This is a genomic window from Arthrobacter sp. LT660 (genome assembly GCF_056172845.1).
The window spans coordinates 387455-411844 of record NZ_CM149651.1; the positions used below are offsets into that span (position 1 = coordinate 387455).

Below are 24390 nucleotides of genomic sequence, written 5' to 3' on the forward strand. Positions count from 1 at the left end.
CCCCAGCGGTGGCTCACACAATTTTCCATTCCCCAGGCGCACACCGTCGGCCACCTGGGCGCGCACTGATGGCGGAGCAGGCCGAGACGACAGCGATGGCCGCCGCGCTGGAGGCCGCGAGACGGGGCCCCCGTGGCGCGAACCCGCTGGTGGGAGCCGTGATCCTCGACGCCGACGGACGCGTTCGCGCCACCGGACACCACGCCGGAGCGGGCACGCCCCACGCCGAGGCCGCCGCGCTGGCCGCGCTCGGCACCGTTCCCCGGGACGAAGCGGTACGCCTGACGATGTTCGTCACGCTCGAGCCGTGCAACCACACGGGCCGGACGGGTCCCTGCGCACAGGCCATCGTCGACGCCGGAATCGGCCGCGTCGTGTACGCGACGGCCGACGGCACGGACAGGGCATCGGGCGGGGCCCATCGCCTCCGCGCGGCCGGCGTCGACGTCCGGCAAGGCCCGCTCGGCGCCCCGGCGCGCGAATTGAACCACCGCTGGTTCGCCGCACGCGCGGCCGGCCGGCCCTTCACCACCTTGCATCTCGCGCAAACGCTCGACGGACGCATCGCCGCGGCGGACGGGTCCAGCCAGTGGATCACCGGGGCGCCGGCGCGCGCTCACAGCCACGGCGTCCGGGCCGCCGCCGAGGCCATCATCGCCGGAACCGGGACCGTGCTCGCCGACAATCCGCGCCTCACCGCGCGCAACCCCGACGGCACGCCGGCCGCCAGACAGCCGCTGCGCGTCGTCATGGGGAACCGGGACGTGCCTGCGGACGCGGCCGTCCGCGGAGACGGGAACTGGCGACACCTCCGTACCCACGACCCGGCCGCGGCGCTGCGTGACCTCGCGGCCTCCGGAATCGACCACGCCATGGTGGAGGGCGGATCGTCCATCGCCACCGCCTTCCTCTCCGCCGATCTCGTGGACGAACTGTGGCTCTACCAGGCACCGCTTCTGCTCGGCGCCGGCCGCAACGCCGTCGGGGACCTGGGGATCGGTACCCTTTCGTCGGCGCGGCGCCTCCGCCTCGACGCCACGGGGGGACCGTCCCACCAGCTTTTGGGGGACGACGTCGTCCTCCACCTCGAGCCCTTGCCCCACCAGGAGGCGGACTCGCCCGCACATACCGCGCCCGACGGCGCGGAAGGAAGGAACTAGGAATGTTTACCGGAATCATCAGCGGCCTCGGCCGCATCGAGGCCATCCGTCCGGAGGGCGAGGGTGACGCCGTCGTGCTGTCCGTCTCGGCGCCGGGGCACGCGGCCGACCTGGGCCTCGGCGGCTCCCTCGCCATCAACGGCGTCTGTCTCACCGCCACGGCGATCGACGGCGACCGCGTGGACATCGACGTCATGGGCGAAACCCTGCGCCACACCACCACGGGCTCCCTCGCGGTCGGCGACAACGTGAATCTCGAGCGGTGCGTCCCGGCGGGAGGCCGGCTGGACGGACACGTGGTCCAGGGGCACGTCGACGGCGTCGGCACGCTCATCGAACGCGAGGGCCGGGGGAACTGGGATCGGTTGCGTTTCTCGGTGCCGCGGGAGCTGGCGCGGTACGTCGCACGGAAGGGATCGATCGCGATCGACGGCGTCTCGCTCACCGTGACGGAGGTTTCTCCGGCCGGCGAGGCGGATCAATGGTTCGAGGTCGGGGTCATCCCGACCACCCTGCGCGACACGGTCCTCGGATTCCGCCGCGTGGGGGATCCCGTCAACCTGGAGGTGGACGTCATGGCGAAATACATCGAGCGCCTGACCTCGTTCGCGGCGCCGGACAGGGGGAGCCACGCATGAGCATCCTGGACCCGATCGAGACCGCCGTCGCGGCCATCGCGGCGGGACGCGCCGTCGTCGTCGTCGATGACGAGGACCGCGAAAACGAAGGCGACATCATCTTCGCCGCAGAGTTCGCCACGCCGGAACTCATGGGCTGGACCATCCGGCACACCTCCGGCGTCGTCTGCGTCCCGCTGCCCGGCGAACGGGCCGACGCACTGGGCCTGCCTCCGATGGTCGAGGTCAACGAGGACGCCAAAGGCACCGCGTACACCGTCTCGTGCGACGCGGCCGCCGGCATCACCACCGGCATCAGCGGCGCGGACCGCGCGACCACGGTTCGCCTTCTCGGCGACCCCGAGAGCGGGATCGGCGACTTCACCCGGCCGGGCCACATCTTCCCGCTGCGCGCGGTGGACGGGGGCGTGCTGCAGCGGCGCGGCCACACCGAGGCGTCCGTGGACCTCTGCCGCCTGGCAGGGCTGCAGCCGGTTGGAGCCATCGCGGAACTGGTGCACGACGACGGCACCATGATGCGGCTGCCGGCGCTGCGCGAATTCGCCACCACGTGGGACATTCCGCTGATCAGCATCGAGGACCTCGCGAACTACCTTGCCGCCGGCGGCCCGGCGCAGGCCCACACCCCCGAGCCCGCTTCCGTCGTCGGCGGGCCCGCGGTGTCGGTTCCAACCGCGCAGGGTGTCTTCACCGTCCAGGCGTGGACCGTGCGCGGCAGCGGCGACGAACACCTCACCTTCACGGCGCCCGTCGTCGGCGGGGCGCAGGCCCCCGCGGGTCCGGTTGACCCGTCCCAGATACCTGGACCCGCGCCGCTGGTCCGCCTGCACTCGGAATGCCTGACCGGGGACGTGTTCGGGTCCTACCGTTGCGACTGCGGCGAACAGCTGTCTGCCGCCCTGGCCGCGATCGCCGCCGTGGGCGGGACGGTGGTCTACCTACGGGGACACGAGGGGAGGGGGATCGGGCTGGCCAACAAGATCAGGGCGTACGCGCTGCAGGACGGCGGGGCGGACACCGTGGAGGCCAACGAACAACTGGGCCTGCCCGTCGACGCGCGCCGCTACGACGCCGCGGCGGCGATCCTGTTGAGCCTCGGGCACTCGTCCATCCGCTTGATCACCAACAACCCGCTCAAGGAGACCTGGCTGACCGAGTCCGGCATCGACGTCGTCGAAACCATTCCCAGCCATGTGGCCGCCAGGCCGGAAAACACGCGGTACCTGCAAACCAAGCGCGAACGCATGCGGCACAGCATCGCCGCCGGAGCGTTCACGGCGCCCAGTGCCGAATAGCCGGCTTTCGGGCCGGAACCAAACGTCAATCAAACAAAGGGAGAACAAAACATGAGTGGACACGGAGCCCCGGCCGTCGGGGCCGAGGATCTCGCGGCCGCCGGCAAGGCCGGTCTGAAGGCCATCATCATCGCGGCGAGCTGGCACGAGCAGATCATGGACGGCCTCGTCGACGGCGCCCTGCGTGCCGCGGCCGAGGCGGGCATCGACGTGCCGGATGTCGTGCGTGTCCCCGGAACGTTCGAACTGCCCGTCGTGGCCGCACGGCTGGCGCACGGATACAACGCCGTCGTGGCACTGGGCGTGGTCATCCGCGGCGGCACGCCCCATTTCGAATTCGTGTGCCAGGGCGCCACCGCCGGCCTGACAGACGTCTCCGTGCGGACGGGAACGCCCGTGGGGTTCGGCGTACTGACATGCGACAACGAACAGCAGGCGCTGGACCGCGCCGGGCTCCCGGGCTCCGTCGAGGACAAGGGCCACGAAGCCATGGCGGCGGCCCTGCAGACGGCCCTGGTGCTCTCCGGCCGGTGATCCGAGGAATTCGTCACATTGGTTGGCCCAGTGCCGGGCGGCACCGGGCCAACCGCTAGGCTTGTGCCGTGAAAACCTTTGACACCCTTTTTGCCGAACTCTCCGAGAAGGCCGTGGCCCGCCCCGCCGGATCGCGCACCACCGCGGAGCTCGACTCGGGTGTGCACGGCATCGGCAAGAAGATCGTCGAGGAGGCCGCCGAGGTATGGATGGCCGCCGAGTACGAATCGGACGAGGAGGCTGCCGAGGAAATCTCGCAGTTGCTTTACCACCTTCAGGTGATGATGCTGGCCAAGGGCCTGACGCTGCGGGACGTTTACAAGCATCTGTAGCCGACGGCCACGGCCGCGGCGAAGAAACGTAGACCAGCCGGCACAGGCACCACCTCCAGACCAGAAACGAGCCGCACCATGTTGCGAGTAGCCGTGCCCAACAAGGGCGCACTTTCGGAGGCCGCGACCTCCATGCTGACCGAATCCGGATACCGCCAGCGCCGCGACAACCGCGAGCTGGTGCTGGTGGACGCGGACAACGACGTCGAGTTCTTCTACCTCCGCCCGCGTGACATCGCCGTCTACGTCGGTCGGGGCATCCTCGACGTCGGCATCACCGGGCGCGACCTGTTCCTCGACGCGGAGGTCAACGGGGACGCCGAGGAACGGCTTCCACTGGGAATCGGAGCCTCGACGTTCCGATTCGCGGGTCCGGTCGGCGACTTCTCCTCGGTTCAGGAGCTGCACGGAAAGCGCATTGCTACCAGCTACGACGGCCTGCTGCGCGGCTATCTCGAGGCGCGCGGAATCGACGCCCAAGTGGTCCGGCTGGACGGCGCGGTCGAATCCTCGGTCCGGCTGGGCGTCGCGGATGCCATCGCCGATGTCGTGGAGACCGGCAGCACGCTGCGCGCGGCCGGGATGGAGACGTTCGGCGAAGCGATCCTGAACTCCGAGGCCGTGATGATCGGCCGGACGGGGGAAAACTCCGTCGGCTCCGAGGTTCTGATCCGCCGTTTGCAGGGGGTCCTCGTGGCCCGCCAGTACGCCATGCTCGACTACGACATCCGGCGTGACCTCGTGGATCAGGCCTGCGCCCTCACCCCAGGGCTCGAGTCGCCCACGGTTTCGTCTTTGCAGGACGGGGCTTGGGTCGCCGTCCGTTCGATGGTCCGCAAATCGCAGACCAACAACATCATGGACGAGCTCTACGATCTCGGCGCCCGCGCCATTCTGGTCAGCACCATCCACGCCTGCCGTATCTAGAGGAGCCGCCGTGAGCGTAGCCATCCGAGTCATTCCCTGCCTGGACGTCGACGCGGGCCGGGTTGTGAAGGGCATCAACTTCGAGGGACTTCGCGACGCCGGGGATCCGGTGGAGCTGGCAAAGCGCTACAACCTCGCCGGGGCGGACGAACTGACGTTCCTGGACGTCACCGCTTCCTCGGGCAACCGCGAGACCACATACGACGTCGTCGGCCAGAGCGCCGAGGAAGTCTTCATCCCGCTGACCGTCGGTGGCGGCGTCCGCAGCGCTGACGACGTCGATCGGCTGCTGCGCGCCGGCGCCGACAAGGCCTCCATCAACACGGCCGCCGTCGCGCGGCCCGAGATCATCAGCGAGATCACCCAGCGGTTCGGTTCACAGGTACTCGTCCTGTCCCTGGACGCTCGCCGCACCGCGGATCCCTCCGTTCCGTCCGGGTTCGAGGTAACCACACACGGAGGCCGCACGGGCACCGGAATCGACGCCATCGGGTGGGCACGAGAGGCCGCCGAGCGGGGCGTGGGGGAGATCTTGCTGAACTCGATCGATGCCGACGGCACGAAGCAGGGCTTCGACCTCGAGATGATCGCGGCGGTCCGCGCCGCGGTCAAGGTGCCGTTAATCGCCTCCGGGGGCGCGGGATCCCCCGAGCACTTTCCGGCGGCCATCGCCGCGGGCGCCGACGCCGTGCTGGCGGCCTCGATTTTCCATTTCGGTCCCGTGGACATGATCGCCCGGGTGAAGGACGCGATCAGGGAGGCTGGTTTCCCTGTTCGCTAACCCGGCGTTCCTCGATGGACTGATGAACGAGGGTTGGCCCGCCCTGGAACGCGGAAAGGTCGACGGATGGCTGCTGCGCTACGCCGCGGGCGTCACGCGCCGCGCCAATTCCGTGCTGGCGCTGGAAACCCCCTCCGACGTCGACGCCGCAGTCGCGGAGGTCGAGCGGCGCAGTGCCGAACGCTGGCTGGACGCGGTGTTCCAGATCACGCCGGCAACGCAGCCGGCGGATCTGGACGCGCGCCTCGGCGAGCGCGGCTACGCGGCCGGCAGCCCCACGCTGGTCCAGGTGATGGAGGGCATCGACCTGCCGAAGTTCGCCGACCTCCCCGTCGACCCGCGCGTGGAACTGACGCGCCAACCGGATGAACGTTGGCTGGAGCTCTTCTGGGAACACGAGGGCCCGAGCGCGCCGGCCGACCGAACGATCTCGCGGCAGATCCTGCTCGGCTCGCCCGCCGTCTACGCCGCCCTGACAGCGGACGGCACCGTCGCGGCCATCGCGCGCATGGCGCTGGTCGGATCATACGGGGGCATGTACTGCGTGGGCACTCGGGCCGGATTCCGTCGCCAGGGCCTCTCGAAAGCCGTACTGGAGGCGCTGCTGCGGAACGCGGCCGAACGCGGTCTCGAGGGTGTCTGGCTTCAGGTGCGCGAAAGCAACGTGGGCGCCATCCTGCTGAATGACGCGCTGGGTTTCACCACGGCCTCCAACTACCACTACCGAACGCGGACACTCTAAGGGCGTCCGGGCTGCGCACCGCCTCGTCCGGACGAGTCAGGTTCGCAGATCCGCACTGGAGAGCAGTGCGACCGCGTCTTCAGCACCCTCGAAGGTCACGAGCGCCTGGCCTCGGCGGCCGTAGGCGTGCATCAAAAGTTCGGCCGGTTCGCCGGTGATGGCCACCGAGGTCGGGGCGCGGCGGACCACATGCCGCCGACCGTCGGGGCGGCGGAGGATGATGCCGACGTCCACCCCGCGGTAGAGCACGGCGGCTCCCCGCACGAGTGCCAGCCACAGTTCGTCGGAGTATTCCGAGTCCAGCACGCGCGGTGCCCAGCGTTCACCGGCGCGGCGCACGTCCTCCGTGTGCACGAAGAACTCCACCAGGTTGGCGGCATGGTCCACCGCGGGCACCGCCAAGGGGGACAGCCTGCCCGGTCCATGAGCGAAACGCCCCACCAGTTCGGCGTACCTCCCGGAGATGGATGCCTCGCCGGCGAGCCGGTTAATTGCCCGGCCCAGCGGGCCGGCGAATGCCTTGATGGTGATGCCCGCGGCCAGTGGATGGTGTTCACGGAGATACAGGTGGGCCGCGAGGTGACGGGTGCGCCAACCGGTGCACAGGGTCGACTCATCAGGTCCGGCCGCCAGCAGGACCTCAGCCAGGACTTCGCGCGAAGGAGGTACGAATCTCATCACCTCCGAAACTAGCACGGTGCGGCGCGTTTGGCAGGGCCGCGTAGCGGTCGTCGACGGCGGGGCCGGCACGCGAGCGACTAGACTGGAACCGATGTCCAACAACCCAGCTTCCCCACCGGACCCCGACGCCGCGCCCGGCGGTCTCGGCGCACTCAGCGGCATCGCGGCGCGCCTCAAGAAGGACGACGCCGGCCTGGTGGCGGCCATCGTCCAACAGCACGACACGGGCGAGGTCCTGATGCTGGGTTGGATGGACGAGGAAGCGCTGCGCAGGACCCTCACGAGCGGACGAGTCACCTACTGGTCGCGCTCGCGCGAAGAGTACTGGCGCAAGGGCGACACCTCGGGACACGTCCAGCACGTCCGCTCCGTGGCCCTGGACTGCGACGGCGACGCACTGCTGGTGCGGGTCGACCAGGTCGGCGCCGCATGCCACACGGGCACGCGAACGTGCTTCGACGGGCGGGACCTAGGCGCGTCCGTAGCGTCCTTCGCCTGAAGCTTGACGCTCCGCCGGTCCACGGCCGCTGCCCACACCCACGCCCGACGAGGAAGGTCTCCACGAAAATGCAAGGACTCGGGGTCATCTCCCCAACGCTCGAGGAGTTCCGCGAGCTCGCACGCACCCGACGGGTGATCCCGGTGTCGCTGCGCGTGCTCGCCGATTCCCTCACGCCCATCGCGATCTACGGCCGGCTGTCCGGTGGCCGGCCCGGCACGTTCCTCATGGAAAGCGCCGCGGCCGGAGGCGTCTGGAGCCGCTACTCGTTCATCGGTTGCGGCTCGCCCGCGACGCTGACCACGCGGGACGGCGAGCCCCACTGGATCGGCAACCCTCCGGTGGGGATCCCCACGGAGGGCAACCCCGTCGAGATCCTCCGCGACACCGTTGCCATGCTGCGCACCGAACCGCTGGACGGGTTGCCGCCGCTCACCTCGGGGATGGTCGGTTTCATCGGCTGGGAGGCCGTGCGCCACTGGGAGCGTCTGCCGAACCCGCCGCACGACGACCTCGGACTGCCCGAACTCGCCATGAACCTCGTCGGCGACATGGCTGCCCACGACAACACCGACGGCAGCGTCACACTCATCGCGAACGCCATCAACCAAGACGGCGCCGAGACCGGCGTCGACGGCGCGTACGCACACGCCGTCGAACGCATCCGGAACATGCTGGCCCGGCTCGACGATGCCGCTCCGGCGGACGTCTCCGCCTTCAGCGGCGCCGACGTGCCACAAGACGAGCTCATGCGGGCCGTCACGCACAGCTGGGACGAGCAGTCGTACCGGCAGGCCATCCTCAGGGGCAAGGAGGCGATCGTGGACGGCGAGGTCTTCCAAGTCGTCGTCTCGCGCCGCTTCGAACTCCAGACCGACGCCGACCCGCTGGATGTCTACCGGATCCTGCGCACCACCAACCCCAGCCCCTACATGTACCTCTTCAACATGGAGGACACCCACGGCGGCCGGTACTCGATCGTCGGTTCCTCGCCGGAGGCGTTGGTGACCGTCAACGACCGGCACGTCGTCACGCATCCCATCGCCGGCTCGCGCCCCCGGGGTGCGACCTACGAGGACGACCTGGTCTTCGAGAAGGACCTGCTGGCGGACGAGAAGGAACGCGCGGAGCACCTGATGCTGGTGGACCTCGCCCGCAACGACCTGTCCAAGGTGTGCGAACCGGGAACCGTCGAGGTGAGCCAGTTCATGGAGGTCGAGCGTTTCAGCCACATCATGCATCTGGTGAGCAACGTCGTCGGCCGGTTGTCCGACGGGGCCACGTCGTACGACGTGCTGGCCGCGACGTTCCCCGCCGGGACGCTCTCCGGGGCGCCCAAGCCGCGCGCGCTCCGGCTGTTGGATGAGATGGAGCCGCAACGCCGCGGCGTGTACGGAGGCGTCGTGGGCTACCTCGACTTCGCCGGCGACATGGACATGGCCATCGCCATCCGCTCCGCCCTGATGAAGGACGGCCGCGCCTACGTTCAGGCCGGCGGCGGAATCGTCGCCGACTCGGACCCCGAGGCCGAATCGTTGGAGAGCATCAACAAGTCCGCGGCACCACTGAGGGCGGTGTGGGCCGCCGGCAGCATGCGGCCGGCGGGGACGACTCCATGACCGGCTCCGCGGGCGGGTCGGCCGCGACGATCCGCCGGTTCTGGCCTCCGTCGCGCCGCGGCGTGGTGTTGGCCGGGGTCCTCGGCGCCATCGCCGCGCTCGCCACCGCCACACGCGTGTGGATCCGCGTGCTTCCCGCCGAGGGGGCGATCAACCCGGCACCCATCGACGTGGCGGGTTCGGAGGCGGCCACCGCGGTGGCGGCGCTGGCCGTCGTCGCGCTCGCGGGCTCCGTGGCCGCTGCGATCGCCGGGCCCGTGGCGCGGTACGTCATTGCCGTGCTGTTGGCCGCCTCCGGGGCGGGCATCGTGGCGTCCGCCTTCGCCGTCGTCGCGGACCCACTCGGCGCCGCGGCCTCCGCCGTCGGGGCGGCGGCGGGGACGCCGACCGTGGACGGCGCCTACGACGTGCGGTTCTGGCCCTGGGTGGCCCTCGCGGCCGGTGTTTGGGCGATCGGCTGCGGCATCGTGCTCGCCGCGACCGGACGGCACTGGCGGGCCAACCGCAAGTACGCCGCGCCCTCAGCCCCGGAAGCGCCGTCCGCGGCGGGTCCGGCGGCGGGCCCGGTCAACGAAATCGACGGTTGGGACAGCCTCTCCCGCGGCGAGGACCCCACCCGCTGACGGCATGCGCTGGGGTGCCGCCGCGGGGCGCAACATGGCGTCCCGCCGGGGAAAAGAATGGCAGAATGTAACTAGTTTCGACCCGGGACGCATTCCCCGGACAACCCAGCCGACGAGGAGCAGAACAGCCATGGCCACCAAAGCCGAAGCCACCACCGGACACGGTTTCGATCCAATGCACGCGGAGCCGATCGGGCACGGAAACAGTGTTGCGGCGTGGACCGCCGTGGGCATCATGCTGATCGGCGCGCTCCTCGGTTGCGTGGGATTCGCCATCACGAACGTGCCGCTTCTGGCGGTGGGCTCCGTCGTGGTGATCCTCGGTCTCGTGGCCGGCTGGTTCATGAAGAAGATCGGCTACGGCGTCGGCGGCAGCAAGTCCAAGGACAACGGCCACTAGGCGTGAGCGTTCTCGACGACATCATTTCGGGCGTCCGCGAGGACCTGCGGGGGCGGCAGTCGGACATCGACGCGGCCTCCATCCGCGCGTTGGCCCTCGCCGCAGCGCCGGCCCGCGACGCCTTTGCCACCCTCGGCGGCACGTCCGACGGGACAGGCCGCGACACCATCCTGCGGGTGGTTTCCGAGATCAAGCGCAAAAGCCCGTCCAAGGGCGCCCTCGCGGACATCCCGGAACCCGCCATCTTGGCGCGCCAGTACCGCGACGGCGGGGCCTCCGTCATTTCCGTGCTCACCGAGGAGCGCCGCTTCGGCGGCTCGCTGGCGGATTTCGACGCCGTCCGCGCCGCGGTCGACCTGCCGCTGCTCCGCAAGGACTTCACGGTGGAGCCGTACCAGATCCTCGAGGCGCGTGCCCACGGTGCCGACCTGATCCTGCTGATCGTGGCCGCACTGGACGACGCGACGCTGGCCGAGCTTTTGGCGCTGACGCACGACTTGGGCATGAACGCCCTGGTCGAGACGCACACGGAAGAGGAAGTGGACCGCGCGGTGGCCGTCGGCGCCCGCATCATCGGCGTGAACGTGCGCAACCTCAAGACGCTCGACGTCGACCGGTCCAACTTCGCCCGCCTGGCGGACAGGATTCCGTCCACGTGCGTGATCATCGCCGAATCCGGGGTGCGCGGAGCCGACGACGTCGCGGACTACGCCGCGCACGGCGCCGACGCGATCCTCGTCGGCGAAGCCCTGGTGAAGGACAACACTCCGGCCGACGCCGTCCGGGCCTTCATCGCGACCGGCACCGCCGCGCGGCCCGCCCGCAGGGCCTGATCGGGCGCACCTTCCAGCTTTCCCTCCAGCCAGACAGGACGGCCACACCATGACCGAGACCCCCAGCCAGCCAGAGGCGACCGATCCGGTCGACGCCTTCCTCGACGGCGGTCCCAGCCTCCGCAATGCCCCCGGCCCCTACTTCGGCGGCTATGGCGGGCGCTGGATGCCCGAATCCCTGATCGCCGCGCTGGACGAGCTGCAGGACACGTTCGAGAAGGCCAAGGCGGATCCGGCGTTCACCGCCGAAATCGCCGAGCTGAACCGCAACTACTCGGGCAGGCCGTCTTTGCTGACGGAGGCCAAGCGGTTCGCGGAACACGCCGGGGGAGTCCGTGTTTTCCTCAAGCGCGAGGACCTGAACCACACGGGTTCGCACAAGATCAACAACGTCCTCGGCCAGGCGCTGCTGGCGAAGCGGATGGGCAAGACCCGCCTCATTGCCGAGACCGGCGCCGGCCAGCACGGCGTCGCCAGCGCCACCGCCGCGGCCCTGATGGGGATGGAGTGCGTGGTCTACATGGGAGCCGAGGACACCCGCCGGCAAGCGCTCAACGTCGCCCGCATGAACCTTCTCGGCGCCACGGTGGTGCCCGTCACCGCCGGTTCGAAGACGCTGAAGGACGCCATCAACGAGGCGTTGCGCGACTGGGTCGCCAACGTCGACAACACCCACTACCTGCTCGGGACCGCCGCCGGCGCGCACCCCTTCCCGGCCATGGTCCGCTTCTTCCACGAGGTCATCGGCGAGGAAGCTAGGGCACAGGTCCTGGAACAGGCCGGACGGCTCCCGGACGCCGTCTGCGCGTGCATCGGCGGCGGCTCCAACGCCATTGGCATCTTCCACGGCTTCCTCGACGACCCCTCGGTGGAACTCTACGGCTTCGAGGCCGGCGGGGACGGGGTGGACACCCCGCGTCACGCGGCAACCATCACCCTGGGCAAACCCGGCGTGCTACACGGCGCACGGACGTATCTCATGCAGGACGACGACGGCCAAACCACCGAATCACACTCCATCTCCGCGGGACTGGACTACCCCGGCGTCGGACCGGAACACTCCCACCTGCACGACATCGGGCGCGTCGCCTACGAACCCATCACCGACGCGGAGGCCATGGAGGCGTTCAGCCTGCTGTGCCGCACCGAGGGCATCATCCCCGCCATCGAGTCCTCGCACGCACTGGCCGGGGCAATGAAGGTCGGCCGGCGCAAGGTGGAAGCCGGAGCGGACCCGAAGGAAACCATCGTCGTGGTGAACCTTTCGGGACGCGGAGACAAGGACGTGGGGACCGCAGCCGAGTGGTTCGACATCATCGACGACGCCGAAGGACAGGACAAGTAATGCAGAGCAAGTCCGCCGCAGCCATCGAACGCGCCCGCGCGGAGGGCCGTCCCGCGCTGATCTGCTACCTGCCCGCCGGCTACCCCGACGTGCAGACGACCATCGACGCCGCCGTGGCCATGGCCGAGAACGGCGCGGACATCATCGAGGTCGGGATTCCCTACTCGGACCCGGTCATGGACGGCACCGTGATCCAGGCGGCGACCGTCCAGGCGCTGGCCGACGGCTTCCGGGTCGCGCAGGTGTTCGACGTGGTCCGCGGCATCACCGAGCGCTGCGATGCGGCGGTGCTGGTCATGACCTACTGGAACCCCGTGCTCCGGATGGGCGTGAACGAGTTCTCCCGTCGCCTTGCCGAGGCCGGCGGAGCCGGCCTGATCACGCCGGACCTGATTCCGGACGAGGCCTCCGAATGGCTCGAGGCCTCTGACAGGCACGGGCTCGACCGCGTGTTCCTGGTCGCACCGAGCTCGACCGTGGAACGCATGCGCTCCACGGTGGAGGCAAGCCGTGGATTCGTCTACTGCGTCTCCATCATGGGCGTCACGGGAGCGCGGAGCAATGTCGCGAACACCGCGGCCGCCGTCGTCGAGGCCGCGCACGCGGCCGGCGCGGAGCGCGCCTGCGTCGGTCTCGGCGTCTCGCGGGCCGAGCACGTGGAGGAGATTGGCGCATACGCCGACGGCGTGATCGTCGGAACCGCCCTTGTCGCCGCGCTGCGCGATGGTGGGGTCGAGGCCGTCGGACGGCTCACGGCCGAACTCAGCGGCAAGGGAGGGACGGCATGAATCCGTTCACGGCTCTTCCCGCCTCCATCCCGAGCCCTCCGCCGGAATTCGCGAGTCTCTCGGTGGGTCCGCTGACCATCCACGCCTACGCGCTGTGCATCCTGGCCGGCATCGTGGCGGCCATGTGGCTAACCGCGCGTCGCTGGCAGGCCAAGGGCGGGCCGGACGGCGTCGTCTGGGACATCTGCATCTGGGCCATCCCGTTCGGGATCATCGGTGGCCGTCTCTACCACGTCTTGTCGTCGCCGGACGCGTACTTCGGTCCCGGATTCGACGGTTCGGGCGATCTGAGCCTGATCTGGCAGATATGGCGCGGCGGGCTCGGCATCTGGGGCGCCGTCGCCCTCGGGCTGGTGGGTGCGTGGATCGGATGCCGCAGGTACGGCGTGCGGCTGATGGCGTTCGCCGACGCCGCCGCGCCGGGCGTCCTGCTGGCCCAGGCGATCGGACGTTGGGGCAACTGGTTCAACCAGGAGCTCTTCGGCGGCCCGACCACCCTGCCATGGGGTCTGGAGATCGACGCGACAAGCCCCAACTTCCCGCCCGATGCCCTGCCGGGGACGCTGTTCCACCCCACGTTCCTCTACGAGTTCCTCTGGAACATCGCTGGCGTGGCCATCCTGCTTCTTTTGGACCGCAAGTTCAGGTTCCGCCGGGGCACCATGTTCTGGGCCTATGTGGCCTACTACACACTCGGCCGCCTGTGGATCGAGGCCATGCGCATCGACGACGCCGAAATGATCTCCTTCTTCGGCCTCACGCAGCGCTTGAACGTCTGGACGTCGCTGCTGTTGCTCGTCGTCGCCCTGATGGTTTTCGCCTATCTCGCCGCGAGATTCAGCGGTCTTCCGGATCCCGGGGTCCATCTTCCGGGGCGCGCGCCCGAGCAAGTCGGCGCCGAACCGGGTGGCGAAAGGGCGCCGGAGACGGACGCAACCCCCCCTGCCCGGCGGTCCGAGGAAACCAAGTCGGGCCCCGCGTAAAGAATGCCCCGCGGCTGGGGGAGCCCGGCCGCGGGGTGCTAATCTCTCCATACTTCCGCTTCACGCCGAACCACAACCCTTAAGCGTCGGCCGCTTCGGAAGAGGCGCGGACTCCCTTGAGCAATCCGGGGCCGCACACCACAATGAAGTGGACCACCGTTACGTGGAACACCGCCAGTACAAGCCGGCGGCCCACCTCGGCCGGACGTCCTCCGGCGCAGCCCCGCGCCGCAGAGGAAATCCGACTCACCGGGCACCGTCGGCGACCGCCGGCCTCGACCGCCCAGGGGCCAACGCCGTCCCTCCGCACCCTTGCGCCGCCACCCCCGTGGCAGACCACCATACGGAGAAAGGACAACATGAAACTGACCGGAGATCAGCCGCGCGCACAGCGCCCTCTGGACGGGGTCGCCACGTCGCCCTTCACCAGCTTTGCCAACATCCCCGAGGCCACGGGCCTCTACAACCCGGAGAACGAGAAGGACGCGTGCGGCCTGGCCGTTATCGCCACCCTTCGGGGGGAGCCGGGCCACGACATCGTCGATGCGGCGCTGACGGCCCTGCGCAACCTCGAGCACCGCGGCGCCGTCGGCGCCGACGAAGGCACGGGCGACGGCGCGGGACTGCTCACCCAGGTTCCCGACGAGTTCTTCCGCGCGGTCGTGGACTTCGACCTGCCTCCGGCGGGTTCCTACGTCGTCGGTACGGCCTTCCTGCCGGACGAGGCGACCATCGAGGCCACGGCCCGCGAAGGCATCGAGGAACTGGCCGCGCAGGAGTCCCTCGCCGTGCTCGGCTGGCGCGAGGTGCCGGTCGAGGCGTCCATCGTCGGCGCCATGGCGCGCGCCTGCATGCCCCGGTTCGTTCAGCTCTTCCTGGCGCCCGCCGAGGGAACCGCGACTCCGGTGGAGGACCTGGACGCCCGGGCCTTCCGGTTGCGCAAGCGGTCGCAGAACAAGCACGGCGTGTATTTTCCCTCGCTGTCCTCGAAGACGATCGTCTACAAGGGCATGCTGACCACGGCCCAGCTGGAGCCGTTCTATCCGGACCTGTCCGACGCGCGTTTCAAAACCCGTCTCGGCATCGTCCACTCGCGTTTCTCGACCAACACGTTCCCGTCGTGGCCGCTGGCTCAGCCCTTCCGCACCATCGCGCACAACGGTGAGATCAACACCGTCAAGGGCAACCGCAACTGGATGCGCGCCCGCCAGTCCCAGCTCGCCGGCGACGTGCTGGGCGAAGTGCCCGAGGAGCTTTTCCCGATCTGCACGCCGGGCGCCTCCGACTCGGCGTCGTTCGACGAGGTCGCCGAACTCCTGATGATCTCCGGGCGCCCCATCACGCAGGCCATCATGATGATGATCCCCGAGGCGTGGGAGAACCACACCTCGATGGACCCGGACCGCCGGGCCTTCTACCAGTACCACTCGATGCTCATGGAGCCGTGGGACGGACCGGCCGCCGTGTCGTTCACCGACGGCAACCTCGTCGGCGCCGTCCTGGACCGCAACGGCCTGCGGCCGGCGCGCTACTGGGTCACCGACGACGGCCTGGTTGTCCTCGCCTCCGAGGTCGGCGTCGTGGATATCGCGCCGGAGAAGATCGTCCGCAAGGGCCGCGTCTCGCCGGGGAAGATGTTCCTGGTCGACACCGAGGCCGGACGCATCATCGAAGACAGCGAGGTCAAGGCCGAGGTCGCCGCGGCAAACCCGTGGAAGGAGTGGGTCGAGCAGAACGTCATCAAGCTCGAGGACCTGCCCGAACGCGAACACGTCGTGCACACCCCCGCCTCCGTCGCGCTGCGCCAGCGCACCTTCGGCTACACGAACGAGGAACTCTCGATCCTTCTGGCGCCCATGGCCAAGACCGGGGCGGAGCCCCTCGGCGCCATGGGGTCGGACACCCCGATCGCCGTCCTCTCCAAGCGGCCCCGGCTGTTGTTCGACTACTTCGCGCAGTCGTTCGCCCAGGTCACCAACCCGCCGCTCGACGCCATCCGCGAGGAACTGGTCACCAGCATGCACGGTTCGATCGGACCGGACGGGAACCTGTTGGACACCGGACAGGTCACGGCCCGGCAGATCGCCCTCACGTTCCCGGTCGTCACCAACGACGAGCTGGCGAAGATCACCAACCTCCGCGACGACAACGGGACCAAGGTGTCCCTCAAGGTCCGTGGCCTGTACCGCCCGGAGGGCGGGGAGAAGGAACTGCGGCAGCGCCTGCAGGAGATCTGTGAAAAGGTTTCCGCCGCGATCAACCGCGGTGTGAAGTTCGTGGTGCTTTCCGACCGCGACTCCAACGCCCAGTGGGCGCCCATCCCGTCGCTGCTGCTGCTCAGCGCCGTGCACCACCACCTGCTCAAGAGCGCCAACCGCACGAAGACGTCGCTCCTCGTGGAGACCGGCGACGTGCGCGAGGTGCACCACGTGGCGCTGCTGCTCGGCTACGGCGCCTCGGCCATCAACCCCTACCTGGCCCTGGAGTCGGTGGAGGAGATGGCGCTGCGCGGCGACCTCGGTGACACGACGCCGGAGACGGCGCACGCGAACATGATCAAGGGCCTCGGCAAGGGCGTCCTGAAGATCATGTCCAAGATGGGCATCTCCACGGTGTCCTCCTACTGCGGCGCCCAGACCTTCGAGGCCCTGGGTCTGTCCCAGCAGGTCGTCGACCAGTACTTCACGGGTACCCAGTCGCAGATGGGCGGAGTCGGACTCGACGTCATCGCCATGGAGGCGGCGGCCCGCCACGCCGCCGCGTACCCCGCCGACGGCAACGAGGAACCGCACCGGGTCCTGGAAACCGGCGGCGAATACCAGTGGCGCCGGGAGGGCCCGCCGCACCTGTTCAACCCGGAGACCGTTTTCCGGCTGCAGCACGCCACGCGCGAGCGCCGCTACGACATCTTCAAGTCCTACACGCGCGGCGTCGACGACCAGTCCCGGGACCTCATGACGCTCCGCGGTCTCCTCGGCTTCAAGGAGGGGGTCCGTCCCGCGGTCCCGCTGGACGAGGTGGAGCCGGTCTCCTCGATCGTCAAGCGGTTCTCCACCGGGGCCATGAGCTACGGATCCATCTCGAAGGAATCGCACGAGACGCTGGCCATCGCGATGAACCGCCTGGGCGGCAAGTCGAACACCGGCGAGGGCGGCGAGGACGTCGACCGCCTGCTCGATCCGGAGCGCCGTTCGGCGGTCAAGCAGATCGCCTCCGGCCGTTTCGGCGTGACGAGCCTGTACCTGACCAACGCCGACGACATCCAGATCAAGATGGCCCAGGGCGCCAAACCGGGCGAGGGCGGCCAGTTGATGAGCCAGAAGGTGTACCCGTGGGTGGCGCGCACGCGCCATTCGACGCCGGGCGTCGGCCTCATCTCGCCACCCCCGCACCACGACATCTACTCCATCGAGGACCTCGCGCAGCTGATCTACGACGCGAAGCGGGCCAACCCCCGGGCGCGCGTCCACGTCAAGCTCGTCTCCGAGATGGGCATCGGCACCGTGGCCGCCGGCGTGACCAAGGCCAAGGCCGACGTTGTGCTGGTCTCCGGGCACGACGGCGGCACGGGCGCCTCGCCGCTGAACTCGCTCAAGCACGCCGGGGCCCCCTGGGAGCTGGGACTGGCAGAGACGCAGCAGACGCTGATGCTCAACGGCCTGCGCGACCGCGTGGTCGTCCAGGTGGACGGCCAGCTCAAAACGGGGCGCGACGTCGTCATCGCCGCGCTGCTCGGTGCCGAGGAGTTCGGTTTCGCCACGGCGCCGCTGGTGGTGTCGGGCTGCATCATGATGCGCGTCTGCCACCTGGACACCTGCCCTGTCGGCGTGGCCACGCAGAACCCGGAACTGCGCTCGCGCTTCACGGGCAAGCCGGAGTTCGTGGTGAATTTCTTCGAATTCCTCGCGGAGGAGGTCCGGGAGATCCTGGCCGAGCTCGGGTTCCGCACCATCGACGAGGCCATCGGCCACTCCGAGATGCTGGACAAGAAGCCGGCGATCGACCACTGGAAGACCGAGGGGCTCGACCTGGAGCCGATCCTCCAGGGCTTCGACGGCGACGGTTCCCCGGTGCGCAACATGGTGGGCCAGAACCACGAGCTGGAAAAGCACTTCGACAACCGCCTGATCGAGATGAGCGCGGATGCGCTGGAGAACCGCCAGCCGGTCCGCATCAGCCTCGACGTGGTCAACACCGACCGTTCGGTGGGCACGATGCTGGGCAACGCCGTCACCCGGACGTTCGGGACGGACACGCTGGCCACGGACACCATCGACGTGACGCTCGCGGGCCAGGCCGGCCAGTCGCTGGGGGCCTTCCTCCCGGAGGGCATCACCATCCGGCTGTTCGGCGACTCGAACGACTACGTCGGCAAGGGTCTCTCCGGCGGCCGGATCATCGTCCGGCCGGACCGCGCGAACTCGTTCGCCGCTGAGCGGAACGTTATCGCCGGCAACGTGATCGGCTACGGCGCGACGAGCGGGGAGATGTTCCTGCGCGGGATCGTGGGCGAGCGTTTCCTCGTGCGAAACTCCGGAGCCACGGCCGTGGCCGAGGGTATCGGCGACCACGGTTGCGAGTACATGACAGGGGGCACGGCGCTGGTTCTGGGCCCCACGGGGCGCAACTTCGGCGCCGGCATGTCCGGCGGGCAGGCGTACGTGCTGGATCTGGACCGCGCACAGGTGAACCGCCAGGCGCTCGACGCCGGCGAACTGATCCTGCAGGCCGTTCCCGGCGACGACGTCGAAACGGTGCGCGCCCTGCTCGCGCGTCACGCGGAGGAAACGGGATCGACGCTGGCGGCGACGCTGCTGCTTGATTTCCAGGACACCGTCGCCCGCATCACGCAGATCATGCCGCGCGACTACGCCGCCGTGCTGCAAACCCGTGCCGCTGCCGAAGCGGAAGGACTCGACCCGGACGGCGAAGCCGTTTGGAACAGGATTTTGGAGGCAACCCGTGGCTGATCCGCGTGGATTCCTGAAAGTACGCGACCGCGTCACCCAGCCCCGGCGCCCCGTGCCGGTGCGCATCATGGACTACAAGGAGGTCTACGAGCGGCAGGAGTCGGGGGCCCTGAAGGAGCAGGCGGGACGATGCATGGATTGCGGCGTGCCGTTCTGCCATCAGGGGTGCCCGCTGGGCAACCTGATCCCGGAGTGGAACGACCAGGTCTGGAAGGGCCGCATGGGGGAGGCGAGCGAGCGACTTCACGCGACCAACAACTTCCCCGAGTTCACCGGACGGCTCTGCCCCGCTCCTTGTGAATCCTCCTGCGTGCTGGGCATCAACCAGCCGGCGGTCACCATCAAGCAGATCGAGGTCTCGATCGCCGACCAGGCGTTCGAGGACGGGGTTGTGGAACCGCTGCGGCCGCAACGGCACACGGACCAGACGATCGCGGTCGTCGGCTCCGGCCCGGCCGGCCTGGCCGCGGCCCAGCAGCTGACCCGCGCCGGCCACACGGTCGCCGTGTACGAGCGCGACGACGCCATCGGCGGGCTGCTGCGCTACGGGATCCCGGACTTCAAGATGGAAAAGACGGTTCTGGACCGCCGCCTCGAGCAGATGGAGGCCGAGGGAACGCGGTTCCGCACCAACGTCGAACTCGGCAAGGACATCTCCTGGGACCAGCTGCGGCGGCGCTACGACGCCGTCGTGGTCGCGACCGGCGCCACGGTGCCGCGCGACCTCCCGATCCCGGGCCGGGACCTCCAGGGCGTGCACTACGCCATGGACTACCTCGTGCAGTCCAACCGTGTCGTGTCCGGCCAGGAGGTCGAGGACCAGATCGACGCGCGCGGCAAGCACGTCGTCATCCTCGGTGGCGGTGACACCGGCGCGGACTGCATCGGCACCGCACACCGCCAGAAGGCCGCATCCGTGACGACGCTGGCTATCGGCCAGCAGCCGCCGACGGAACGGCCCGGGCACCAGCCCTGGCCGATGTTCCCCAACCTCTTCGAGGTCGCCAGCGCGCACGAGGAAGGCGGGGAGCGCACTTACCTCGCCTCTACGGTAGAGTTCGTTGGTGAGGGCGGAAGTGTGACGGGCATCATGGTGGCCGAGACCGAATTCGTGGACGGAAAGCGAGTCCCGAAGGCCGGCACCGAACGTGTCATTCCCGCCGACCTCGTATTCCTGGCCCTCGGTTTCACCGGGCCCGAGCCCGCAGGGCTCGGCGAACAGGCCGGCACTGAGTTCGACAACCGGGGCAACGTCGCCCGTGACGGTTATTACATGACCAACACGCCCGGCGTGTTTGCGGCCGGCGATGCCGGCCGCGGACAGTCTCTGATCGTGTGGGCCATCGCGGAAGGGCGCGCCTGCGCCGCCGCGGTGGACAAGTATCTGATGGGTGAAACCCGTCTGCCGGCGCCCGTGGCGCCGACGGACCGGTCCATCGGCATGCTCTGACCGGGGCGCAGTCCTGCGTCCCGGACCCGGACAAAGGAAAGGCGGATAGGCTGACGCAATGAGACGCGCAAAAATTGTGGCGACATTCGGCCCGGCAATCGGCACGTACGAAAAGACCCTTCAGGTCATCAAGGCGGGAGTGGATGTCGCACGGCTCAACATGAGCCACGGCGAGTACTCCACCCACGCCGAGAACCTGGCCAACGTGAGGCAGGCCTCGGAGGAACTCGGGCGCCCGGTCGGCGTGTTCGCCGACCTTCAGGGGCCGAAGATCCGCCTCGGCAGGTTCGCCGACGGGCCGCACACGCTCGCCGTGGGAGACCGGTTCACGGTGACCATCGACGACATCGAGGGCACCAAGGACATTTGCTCGACCACGTTCAAGGGCCTCCCGCAGGACGTGGCCGTGGGCGACCGGCTTCTGGTCAACGACGGACGGGTCGCACTGCGCGCCGTCGAGGTCGATGAGCGGAACGTCGTGACCGAGGTGATCGTTGGCGGGGAGGTGTCCAACAACAAGGGCATCAACCTCCCCGGCGTGGCCGTCAACGTCCCCGCGCTGAGCGAAAAAGACGAGGACGACCTGCGTTGGGCGCTCCGCGCCGGCGTCGACATGATCGCGCTGTCCTTCGTCCGCAACGCCAGCGACATCACCCGGGTCCACGAGATCATGGACGAGGAGGGCCGGCGGCTGCCGGTCATCGCCAAGGTCGAGAAGCCGCAGGCGGTGGATGCGCTCGAGGAGATCATCGACGCTTTCGACGCCATTATGGTGGCCCGCGGCGACCTCGGCGTCGAACTGCCGCTGGAGGAGGTGCCGCTGGTCCAGAAGCGTGCCATCGAGCTCGCCAGGCGCTGGGCCAAGCCGGTCATCGTCGCCACACAGGTGCTCGAGTCCATGATCGAGAGTCCGACGCCGACACGCGCCGAGGCCTCGGACTGCGCCAACGCCGTCCTCGACGGGGCCGACGCGGTCATGCTCTCGGGCGAGACCAGCGTGGGCGCGTACCCGATCGAAACGGTGGAGACGATGGCCCGGATCATCGAGGCCACCGAGGACCACGGGTTGCAGCGGATACCGCCACTGGGAAGCCGCCCGAAGACCCGCGGTGGCGCCATCACGCGCGCCGCGGTCGCCATCGCGGACCAGCTGGACGCGAAGTTCATCGTCGCGTTCACGCAGTCCGGCGATTCCGCGCGGAGGCTCTCGCGGTTGCGGCCTAAGCAGCCGATCCTCGGGTTCACGCCGTTGAAGCACACCTACAACATCATGACGCTGTTCTGGGGCATCCAGCCCCGGTTGGTCGACTATGCCGACCACACGGACAAGATGACCGCGCAGGTCGACGAGGCGTTGCAGAAGGAGGGAATCGCGCAGATCAACGACTTGGTCTGCATCGCCGCCGGTTCCCCTCCGGGGCAGGCGGGTTCGACGAACTCGCTGCGCATCCACCGCGTGGGCGACATCGCCGATGCCGGTCAGCTGTACGACGGCCAGCAGACGCCGAACCGGGAGAAGGTCGGTCCCTGGAGGACCAAGGAGCAAGCCGTCGACGACATGGTCACGCGCATGCGGGGCGAGCAGCCCTAGCACGAACGACGGACCTCGGCATCCGAGGCCGGTGAACAAGGGAGGCGGACCCCGCGGGGTCCGCCTCCCTTGTGCCGCGCGCGGCCCCATCGCGCCGAGGATGGGGCAGGTGCCGGTCGGGCCTACTTGACCTGGTTGATGATAGTTTCGGCGACTTCGCGCATGCCCAGCCGCCGGTCCATCGACGTCTTCTGGATCCACCGGAAGGCCTCCGGCTCGGAGAGGCCCATCTTCGTCGTCAGGACGCTCTTTGCCCGTTCCACCAGCTTGCGCGTCTCGAACTGCTCCTGAAGGTCGCCGACCTCCTTCTCGAGGGCGACGAGCTGCTCGTGGCGGGACATCGCGATCTCGATGGCCGGGATGAGGTCGTTCGGCGTGAAGGGCTTGACGACGTACGCCATCGCGCCCGCCTCGCGCGCGCGCTCCACGAGTTCCTTCTGGCTGAATGCCGTGAGCAGCACGACCGGGGCGATGCGCTCCTTGACGATCGTTTCGGCGGCCGTGATGCCGTCCATCACCGGCATCTTGACGTCCATCAACACGAGGTCCGGGCGGTGCTCGCGCACCAGCTCGACGGCCTTCTCACCGTTGTCCGCCTCGGCGACGACTTCGTAGCCCTCGCCTTGGAGGATCTCCACGATATCGAGTCGGATCAGCGTCTCGTCCTCGGCCACCACAACGCGGCGCGCGGGGGCACCCGACGGCTCGGGGGTAATTTCCGTCATTGTTTTCTTGCTCCTGGCTGCCCGCGGTGTGTCCGGGCGTGGGTTGGAACGGATTCTGACTCCAGCCTATCGGCATGTAGAGTTGTTTTCCGCAACGCCTCCGCAGCGACCATGGCGCGCCGGTCCGTCAAAAGACCCGTGTATGGCCTATTCGGCGGCGCTGGCCCGAGTGGCGGAATGGCAGACGCACCGCACTCAAAATGCGGCGCCGCAAGGCGTGTGGGTTCAAGTCCCACCTCGGGCACAAGGGTATTGAGAACGGCCGTGCAGCCGGCCGTTGCCGGCGGGATATCCGCCCCTAGGATAGTCCCATGGCTCGCAACAGGTATTACGTGGCAGCATCGGCCGACGGCTACATTGCCGACGAGCGGGACTCGTTGGAATGGCTCTTCGACGTCGATTTCCCCACCCAGGATTCGGTGATAGCCGACTTCATGGCCGGCGTCGGGGCCTTGGCGATGGGTGCCGACACCTACAGCTGGATGCTGGCGAACGTTAAGGACGGTTGGCCGTACGCCGGGATCCCCACGTGGGTCTTCACGCACCGCGAATTGGCCGCCTTTCCCGGGGCGGACCTGACCTTCATCCGCGGAGACGTCGGCGAATGGGTGGGCGATATCGCCGAAGACGCGGGGGAGAAGGACGTCTGGGTGGTCGGCGGCGGATCGCTGGCGGGGCAGTTTGTGGACGCGGGACTGCTGGATGAGTTCATCCTCTTCAGCATGCCCGTCATCCTCGGCGGTGGACGGCCGCTGTTCGCCATGCGTGGTCAAGCGACGCTCGTGGAGACCTCGATGGTCGACCACGGGGGCGGCGTGCGCGAGACGCGGTACGACGTCGTCAAGCCCGCCACCTGGGGCCGCACCTTCTAATCGCCCGGCGGGCGCCTGCGTTGGCGCTTGGTCGCCGAACGACGTTCCTTGGCGGCGAGACGGCGGAGGTTGGAGCCCCTGGTCGGTTTCGTGGCGCGGCGGCGGGCCGGCCCGGGCGCAAGCCCCTCGGCCACCAGTTGGGCCAGCTTGGTTCTGGCGATCTCGCGGTTGCGCAGCTGGGAACGCTGTTCCGCGGCCGTCACCGTGATGGTGCCGTTGACGAGGCGACGCTCGAGGCGCGTCAACAGCAGGTGCCGTTGGCCGCTGCCCAACGCCGTGGATTCGGCGATGCTCCAAGAGAGTTCGACGCGGCTGTCGGAGGTATTCACGTGCTGTCCGCCCGGTCCGGATGAGCGCGAAAAGCGCCAGCTCAGTTCGGCGGCGGGAATCGTGAGTGCCGTCGTCACCTCGAGGTCCATGCCACCAGCGTTGCACGAGTTTGTCTGTGATGCTTTTGTTACATTCGCCGCTGTCGCCTAAGGTGGAGCAGCGATGCCAGTTGCCACCGAAACGCCTGTCCGTGACGCCTCCACCCCACCGCATGGTCCGATCTTCGTCGACCCAACAGGTCGACGACTGCGAAGACTCAGGACGTTGGGTGT

The 24390-nt window shown here is 68.9% G+C and carries 23 protein-coding genes and 1 tRNA gene; 21 read left to right on the forward strand and 3 right to left on the reverse strand.

The window, feature by feature from the left end; translation table 11 throughout:
* Nucleotides 1-68 precede the first annotated feature (68 nt).
* From ribD to AC0QSG_RS01850, 8 genes are all read left to right on the forward strand, one after another.
* Entirely contained in the window at nucleotides 69-1160 is a 1092-nt protein-coding gene (gene ribD / locus AC0QSG_RS01815) for a bifunctional diaminohydroxyphosphoribosylaminopyrimidine deaminase/5-amino-6-(5-phosphoribosylamino)uracil reductase RibD (protein ID WP_475376464.1), read from the forward strand.
* Between the two features lie 2 nt (nucleotides 1161-1162).
* Nucleotides 1163-1798 (forward strand): riboflavin synthase, encoded by a 636-nt coding sequence (locus AC0QSG_RS01820; protein WP_435726005.1) that lies wholly within the window; start codon nucleotides 1163-1165, stop codon nucleotides 1796-1798.
* A complete protein-coding gene (gene ribB, locus AC0QSG_RS01825; RefSeq protein WP_475376465.1) occupies nucleotides 1795-3093 on the forward strand; it encodes a 3,4-dihydroxy-2-butanone-4-phosphate synthase in 1299 nt (432 codons plus the stop codon). Before AC0QSG_RS01820 ends, ribB begins: the two co-directional genes overlap by 4 nt.
* 51 nt (nucleotides 3094-3144) lie before the next feature.
* On the forward strand, nucleotides 3145-3627 hold the full coding sequence (gene ribH, locus AC0QSG_RS01830) for a 6,7-dimethyl-8-ribityllumazine synthase (RefSeq protein ID WP_435726007.1): 483 nt from the start codon (nucleotides 3145-3147) through the stop codon (nucleotides 3625-3627).
* 68 nt (nucleotides 3628-3695) lie between these two features.
* Nucleotides 3696-3959, forward strand: a complete 264-nt coding sequence (locus AC0QSG_RS01835) for a phosphoribosyl-ATP diphosphatase (protein ID WP_435726008.1) — start codon at nucleotides 3696-3698, stop codon at nucleotides 3957-3959.
* A gap of 78 nt (nucleotides 3960-4037) precedes the next feature.
* Nucleotides 4038-4886 (forward strand): ATP phosphoribosyltransferase, encoded by an 849-nt coding sequence (gene hisG, locus AC0QSG_RS01840; RefSeq protein ID WP_475376466.1) that lies wholly within the window; start codon nucleotides 4038-4040, stop codon nucleotides 4884-4886.
* A 10-nt stretch (nucleotides 4887-4896) separates the two neighbouring features.
* Nucleotides 4897-5667, forward strand: a complete 771-nt coding sequence (gene hisF, locus AC0QSG_RS01845; RefSeq protein WP_435726010.1) for an imidazole glycerol phosphate synthase subunit HisF — start codon at nucleotides 4897-4899, stop codon at nucleotides 5665-5667.
* A gap of 22 nt (nucleotides 5668-5689) precedes the next feature.
* Nucleotides 5690-6409, forward strand: a complete 720-nt coding sequence (locus AC0QSG_RS01850) for a GNAT family N-acetyltransferase (protein ID WP_475376467.1) — start codon at nucleotides 5690-5692, stop codon at nucleotides 6407-6409.
* A gap of 36 nt (nucleotides 6410-6445) precedes the next feature.
* On the opposite strand, the gene AC0QSG_RS01855 is transcribed toward AC0QSG_RS01850, so the two are convergent.
* The gene (locus AC0QSG_RS01855) at nucleotides 6446-7087 is read right to left on the reverse strand and encodes a TIGR03085 family metal-binding protein (RefSeq protein WP_475376468.1); all 642 of its coding nucleotides are present in this window, start codon (nucleotides 7085-7087) and stop codon (nucleotides 6446-6448) included.
* A 94-nt stretch (nucleotides 7088-7181) separates the two neighbouring features.
* Here AC0QSG_RS01855 and hisI point away from each other — a divergent pair, with 94 nt between their 5' ends.
* The 11 genes from hisI to pyk all read left to right on the forward strand — a co-directional run bounded on the left by hisI (nucleotide 7182) and on the right by pyk (nucleotide 22191).
* Nucleotides 7182-7589, forward strand: coding sequence for a phosphoribosyl-AMP cyclohydrolase (gene hisI / locus AC0QSG_RS01860; protein WP_435726013.1), 408 nt, complete (start codon nucleotides 7182-7184; stop codon nucleotides 7587-7589).
* Between the two features lie 68 nt (nucleotides 7590-7657).
* A complete protein-coding gene (locus AC0QSG_RS01865; protein ID WP_475376469.1) occupies nucleotides 7658-9208 on the forward strand; it encodes an anthranilate synthase component I in 1551 nt (516 codons plus the stop codon).
* The gene (locus tag AC0QSG_RS01870; protein WP_475376470.1) at nucleotides 9205-9831 is read left to right on the forward strand and encodes a Trp biosynthesis-associated membrane protein; all 627 of its coding nucleotides are present in this window, start codon (nucleotides 9205-9207) and stop codon (nucleotides 9829-9831) included. The genes AC0QSG_RS01865 and AC0QSG_RS01870 overlap by 4 nt, the downstream gene beginning before the upstream one ends.
* A gap of 130 nt (nucleotides 9832-9961) precedes the next feature.
* A complete protein-coding gene (locus tag AC0QSG_RS01875; RefSeq protein ID WP_435726016.1) occupies nucleotides 9962-10231 on the forward strand; it encodes an HGxxPAAW family protein in 270 nt (89 codons plus the stop codon).
* 2 nt (nucleotides 10232-10233) lie between these two features.
* Nucleotides 10234-11064, forward strand: a complete 831-nt coding sequence (gene trpC / locus AC0QSG_RS01880) for an indole-3-glycerol phosphate synthase TrpC (RefSeq protein WP_435726017.1) — start codon at nucleotides 10234-10236, stop codon at nucleotides 11062-11064.
* 49 nt (nucleotides 11065-11113) lie between these two features.
* Entirely contained in the window at nucleotides 11114-12409 is a 1296-nt protein-coding gene (gene trpB / locus AC0QSG_RS01885) for a tryptophan synthase subunit beta (RefSeq protein WP_475376471.1), read from the forward strand.
* Nucleotides 12409-13197, forward strand: a complete 789-nt coding sequence (trpA, locus tag AC0QSG_RS01890; protein ID WP_475376472.1) for a tryptophan synthase subunit alpha — start codon at nucleotides 12409-12411, stop codon at nucleotides 13195-13197. The genes trpB and trpA overlap by 1 nt, the downstream gene beginning before the upstream one ends.
* Nucleotides 13194-14180 carry a prolipoprotein diacylglyceryl transferase gene (lgt, locus tag AC0QSG_RS01895; protein WP_475376473.1) on the forward strand — a complete coding sequence of 329 codons (987 nt, stop codon included), beginning with the start codon at nucleotides 13194-13196 and terminating at the stop codon, nucleotides 14178-14180. Before trpA ends, lgt begins: the two co-directional genes overlap by 4 nt.
* Before the next feature lie 359 nt (nucleotides 14181-14539).
* A complete protein-coding gene (gltB, locus tag AC0QSG_RS01900; RefSeq protein ID WP_475376474.1) occupies nucleotides 14540-19150 on the forward strand; it encodes a glutamate synthase large subunit in 4611 nt (1536 codons plus the stop codon).
* Nucleotides 19143-20600 carry a glutamate synthase subunit beta gene (locus AC0QSG_RS01905; protein WP_475376475.1) on the forward strand — a complete coding sequence of 486 codons (1458 nt, stop codon included), beginning with the start codon at nucleotides 19143-19145 and terminating at the stop codon, nucleotides 20598-20600. Before gltB ends, AC0QSG_RS01905 begins: the two co-directional genes overlap by 8 nt.
* Before the next feature lie 58 nt (nucleotides 20601-20658).
* Nucleotides 20659-22191 carry a pyruvate kinase gene (gene pyk / locus AC0QSG_RS01910; RefSeq protein ID WP_435726023.1) on the forward strand — a complete coding sequence of 511 codons (1533 nt, stop codon included), beginning with the start codon at nucleotides 20659-20661 and terminating at the stop codon, nucleotides 22189-22191.
* A 122-nt stretch (nucleotides 22192-22313) separates the two neighbouring features.
* Here pyk and AC0QSG_RS01915 read toward each other — a convergent pair whose 3' ends face one another.
* The gene (locus AC0QSG_RS01915; RefSeq protein ID WP_435726024.1) at nucleotides 22314-22916 is read right to left on the reverse strand and encodes an ANTAR domain-containing response regulator; all 603 of its coding nucleotides are present in this window, start codon (nucleotides 22914-22916) and stop codon (nucleotides 22314-22316) included.
* A 163-nt stretch (nucleotides 22917-23079) separates the two neighbouring features.
* Between AC0QSG_RS01915 and AC0QSG_RS01920 the strand changes: the two genes are divergently transcribed.
* Both AC0QSG_RS01920 and AC0QSG_RS01925 read left to right on the forward strand, forming a co-directional pair.
* Nucleotides 23080-23160 (forward strand) — tRNA-Leu (locus AC0QSG_RS01920).
* Nucleotides 23161-23227: 67 nt separating this feature from the next.
* Nucleotides 23228-23788 carry a dihydrofolate reductase family protein gene (locus AC0QSG_RS01925; RefSeq protein WP_475376476.1) on the forward strand — a complete coding sequence of 187 codons (561 nt, stop codon included), beginning with the start codon at nucleotides 23228-23230 and terminating at the stop codon, nucleotides 23786-23788.
* Here AC0QSG_RS01925 and arfB read toward each other — a convergent pair.
* Nucleotides 23785-24207: an alternative ribosome rescue aminoacyl-tRNA hydrolase ArfB gene (arfB, locus tag AC0QSG_RS01930; RefSeq protein ID WP_435726026.1), complete on the reverse strand. Its 423-nt coding sequence runs from the start codon at nucleotides 24205-24207 to the stop codon at nucleotides 23785-23787. The two genes, AC0QSG_RS01925 and arfB, sit on opposite strands and share 4 nt — an antisense overlap.
* Nucleotides 24208-24390 lie beyond the last annotated feature (183 nt).

Coding starts and splice junctions, on each gene's coding strand:
- ribD (WP_475376464.1), top strand. CDS start 69: ATGGCGGAGCAGGCCGAGACGACAGCGATGGCCGCCGCGCTGGAGGCC.
- AC0QSG_RS01820 (WP_435726005.1), top strand. CDS start 1,163: ATGTTTACCGGAATCATCAGCGGCCTCGGCCGCATCGAGGCCATCCGT.
- ribB (WP_475376465.1), top strand. CDS start 1,795: ATGAGCATCCTGGACCCGATCGAGACCGCCGTCGCGGCCATCGCGGCG.
- ribH (WP_435726007.1), top strand. CDS start 3,145: ATGAGTGGACACGGAGCCCCGGCCGTCGGGGCCGAGGATCTCGCGGCC.
- hisG (WP_475376466.1), top strand. CDS start 4,038: ATGTTGCGAGTAGCCGTGCCCAACAAGGGCGCACTTTCGGAGGCCGCG.
- AC0QSG_RS01850 (WP_475376467.1), top strand. CDS start 5,690: ATGAACGAGGGTTGGCCCGCCCTGGAACGCGGAAAGGTCGACGGATGG.
- AC0QSG_RS01855 (WP_475376468.1), bottom strand. CDS start 7,087: ATGAGATTCGTACCTCCTTCGCGCGAAGTCCTGGCTGAGGTCCTGCTG.
- hisI (WP_435726013.1), top strand. CDS start 7,182: ATGTCCAACAACCCAGCTTCCCCACCGGACCCCGACGCCGCGCCCGGC.
- AC0QSG_RS01865 (WP_475376469.1), top strand. CDS start 7,658: ATGCAAGGACTCGGGGTCATCTCCCCAACGCTCGAGGAGTTCCGCGAG.
- AC0QSG_RS01870 (WP_475376470.1), top strand. CDS start 9,205: ATGACCGGCTCCGCGGGCGGGTCGGCCGCGACGATCCGCCGGTTCTGG.
- AC0QSG_RS01875 (WP_435726016.1), top strand. CDS start 9,962: ATGGCCACCAAAGCCGAAGCCACCACCGGACACGGTTTCGATCCAATG.
- trpB (WP_475376471.1), top strand. CDS start 11,114: ATGACCGAGACCCCCAGCCAGCCAGAGGCGACCGATCCGGTCGACGCC.
- trpA (WP_475376472.1), top strand. CDS start 12,409: ATGCAGAGCAAGTCCGCCGCAGCCATCGAACGCGCCCGCGCGGAGGGC.
- lgt (WP_475376473.1), top strand. CDS start 13,194: ATGAATCCGTTCACGGCTCTTCCCGCCTCCATCCCGAGCCCTCCGCCG.
- gltB (WP_475376474.1), top strand. CDS start 14,540: ATGAAACTGACCGGAGATCAGCCGCGCGCACAGCGCCCTCTGGACGGG.
- pyk (WP_435726023.1), top strand. CDS start 20,659: ATGAGACGCGCAAAAATTGTGGCGACATTCGGCCCGGCAATCGGCACG.
- AC0QSG_RS01915 (WP_435726024.1), bottom strand. CDS start 22,916: ATGACGGAAATTACCCCCGAGCCGTCGGGTGCCCCCGCGCGCCGCGTT.
- AC0QSG_RS01925 (WP_475376476.1), top strand. CDS start 23,228: ATGGCTCGCAACAGGTATTACGTGGCAGCATCGGCCGACGGCTACATT.
- arfB (WP_435726026.1), bottom strand. CDS start 24,207: ATGGACCTCGAGGTGACGACGGCACTCACGATTCCCGCCGCCGAACTG.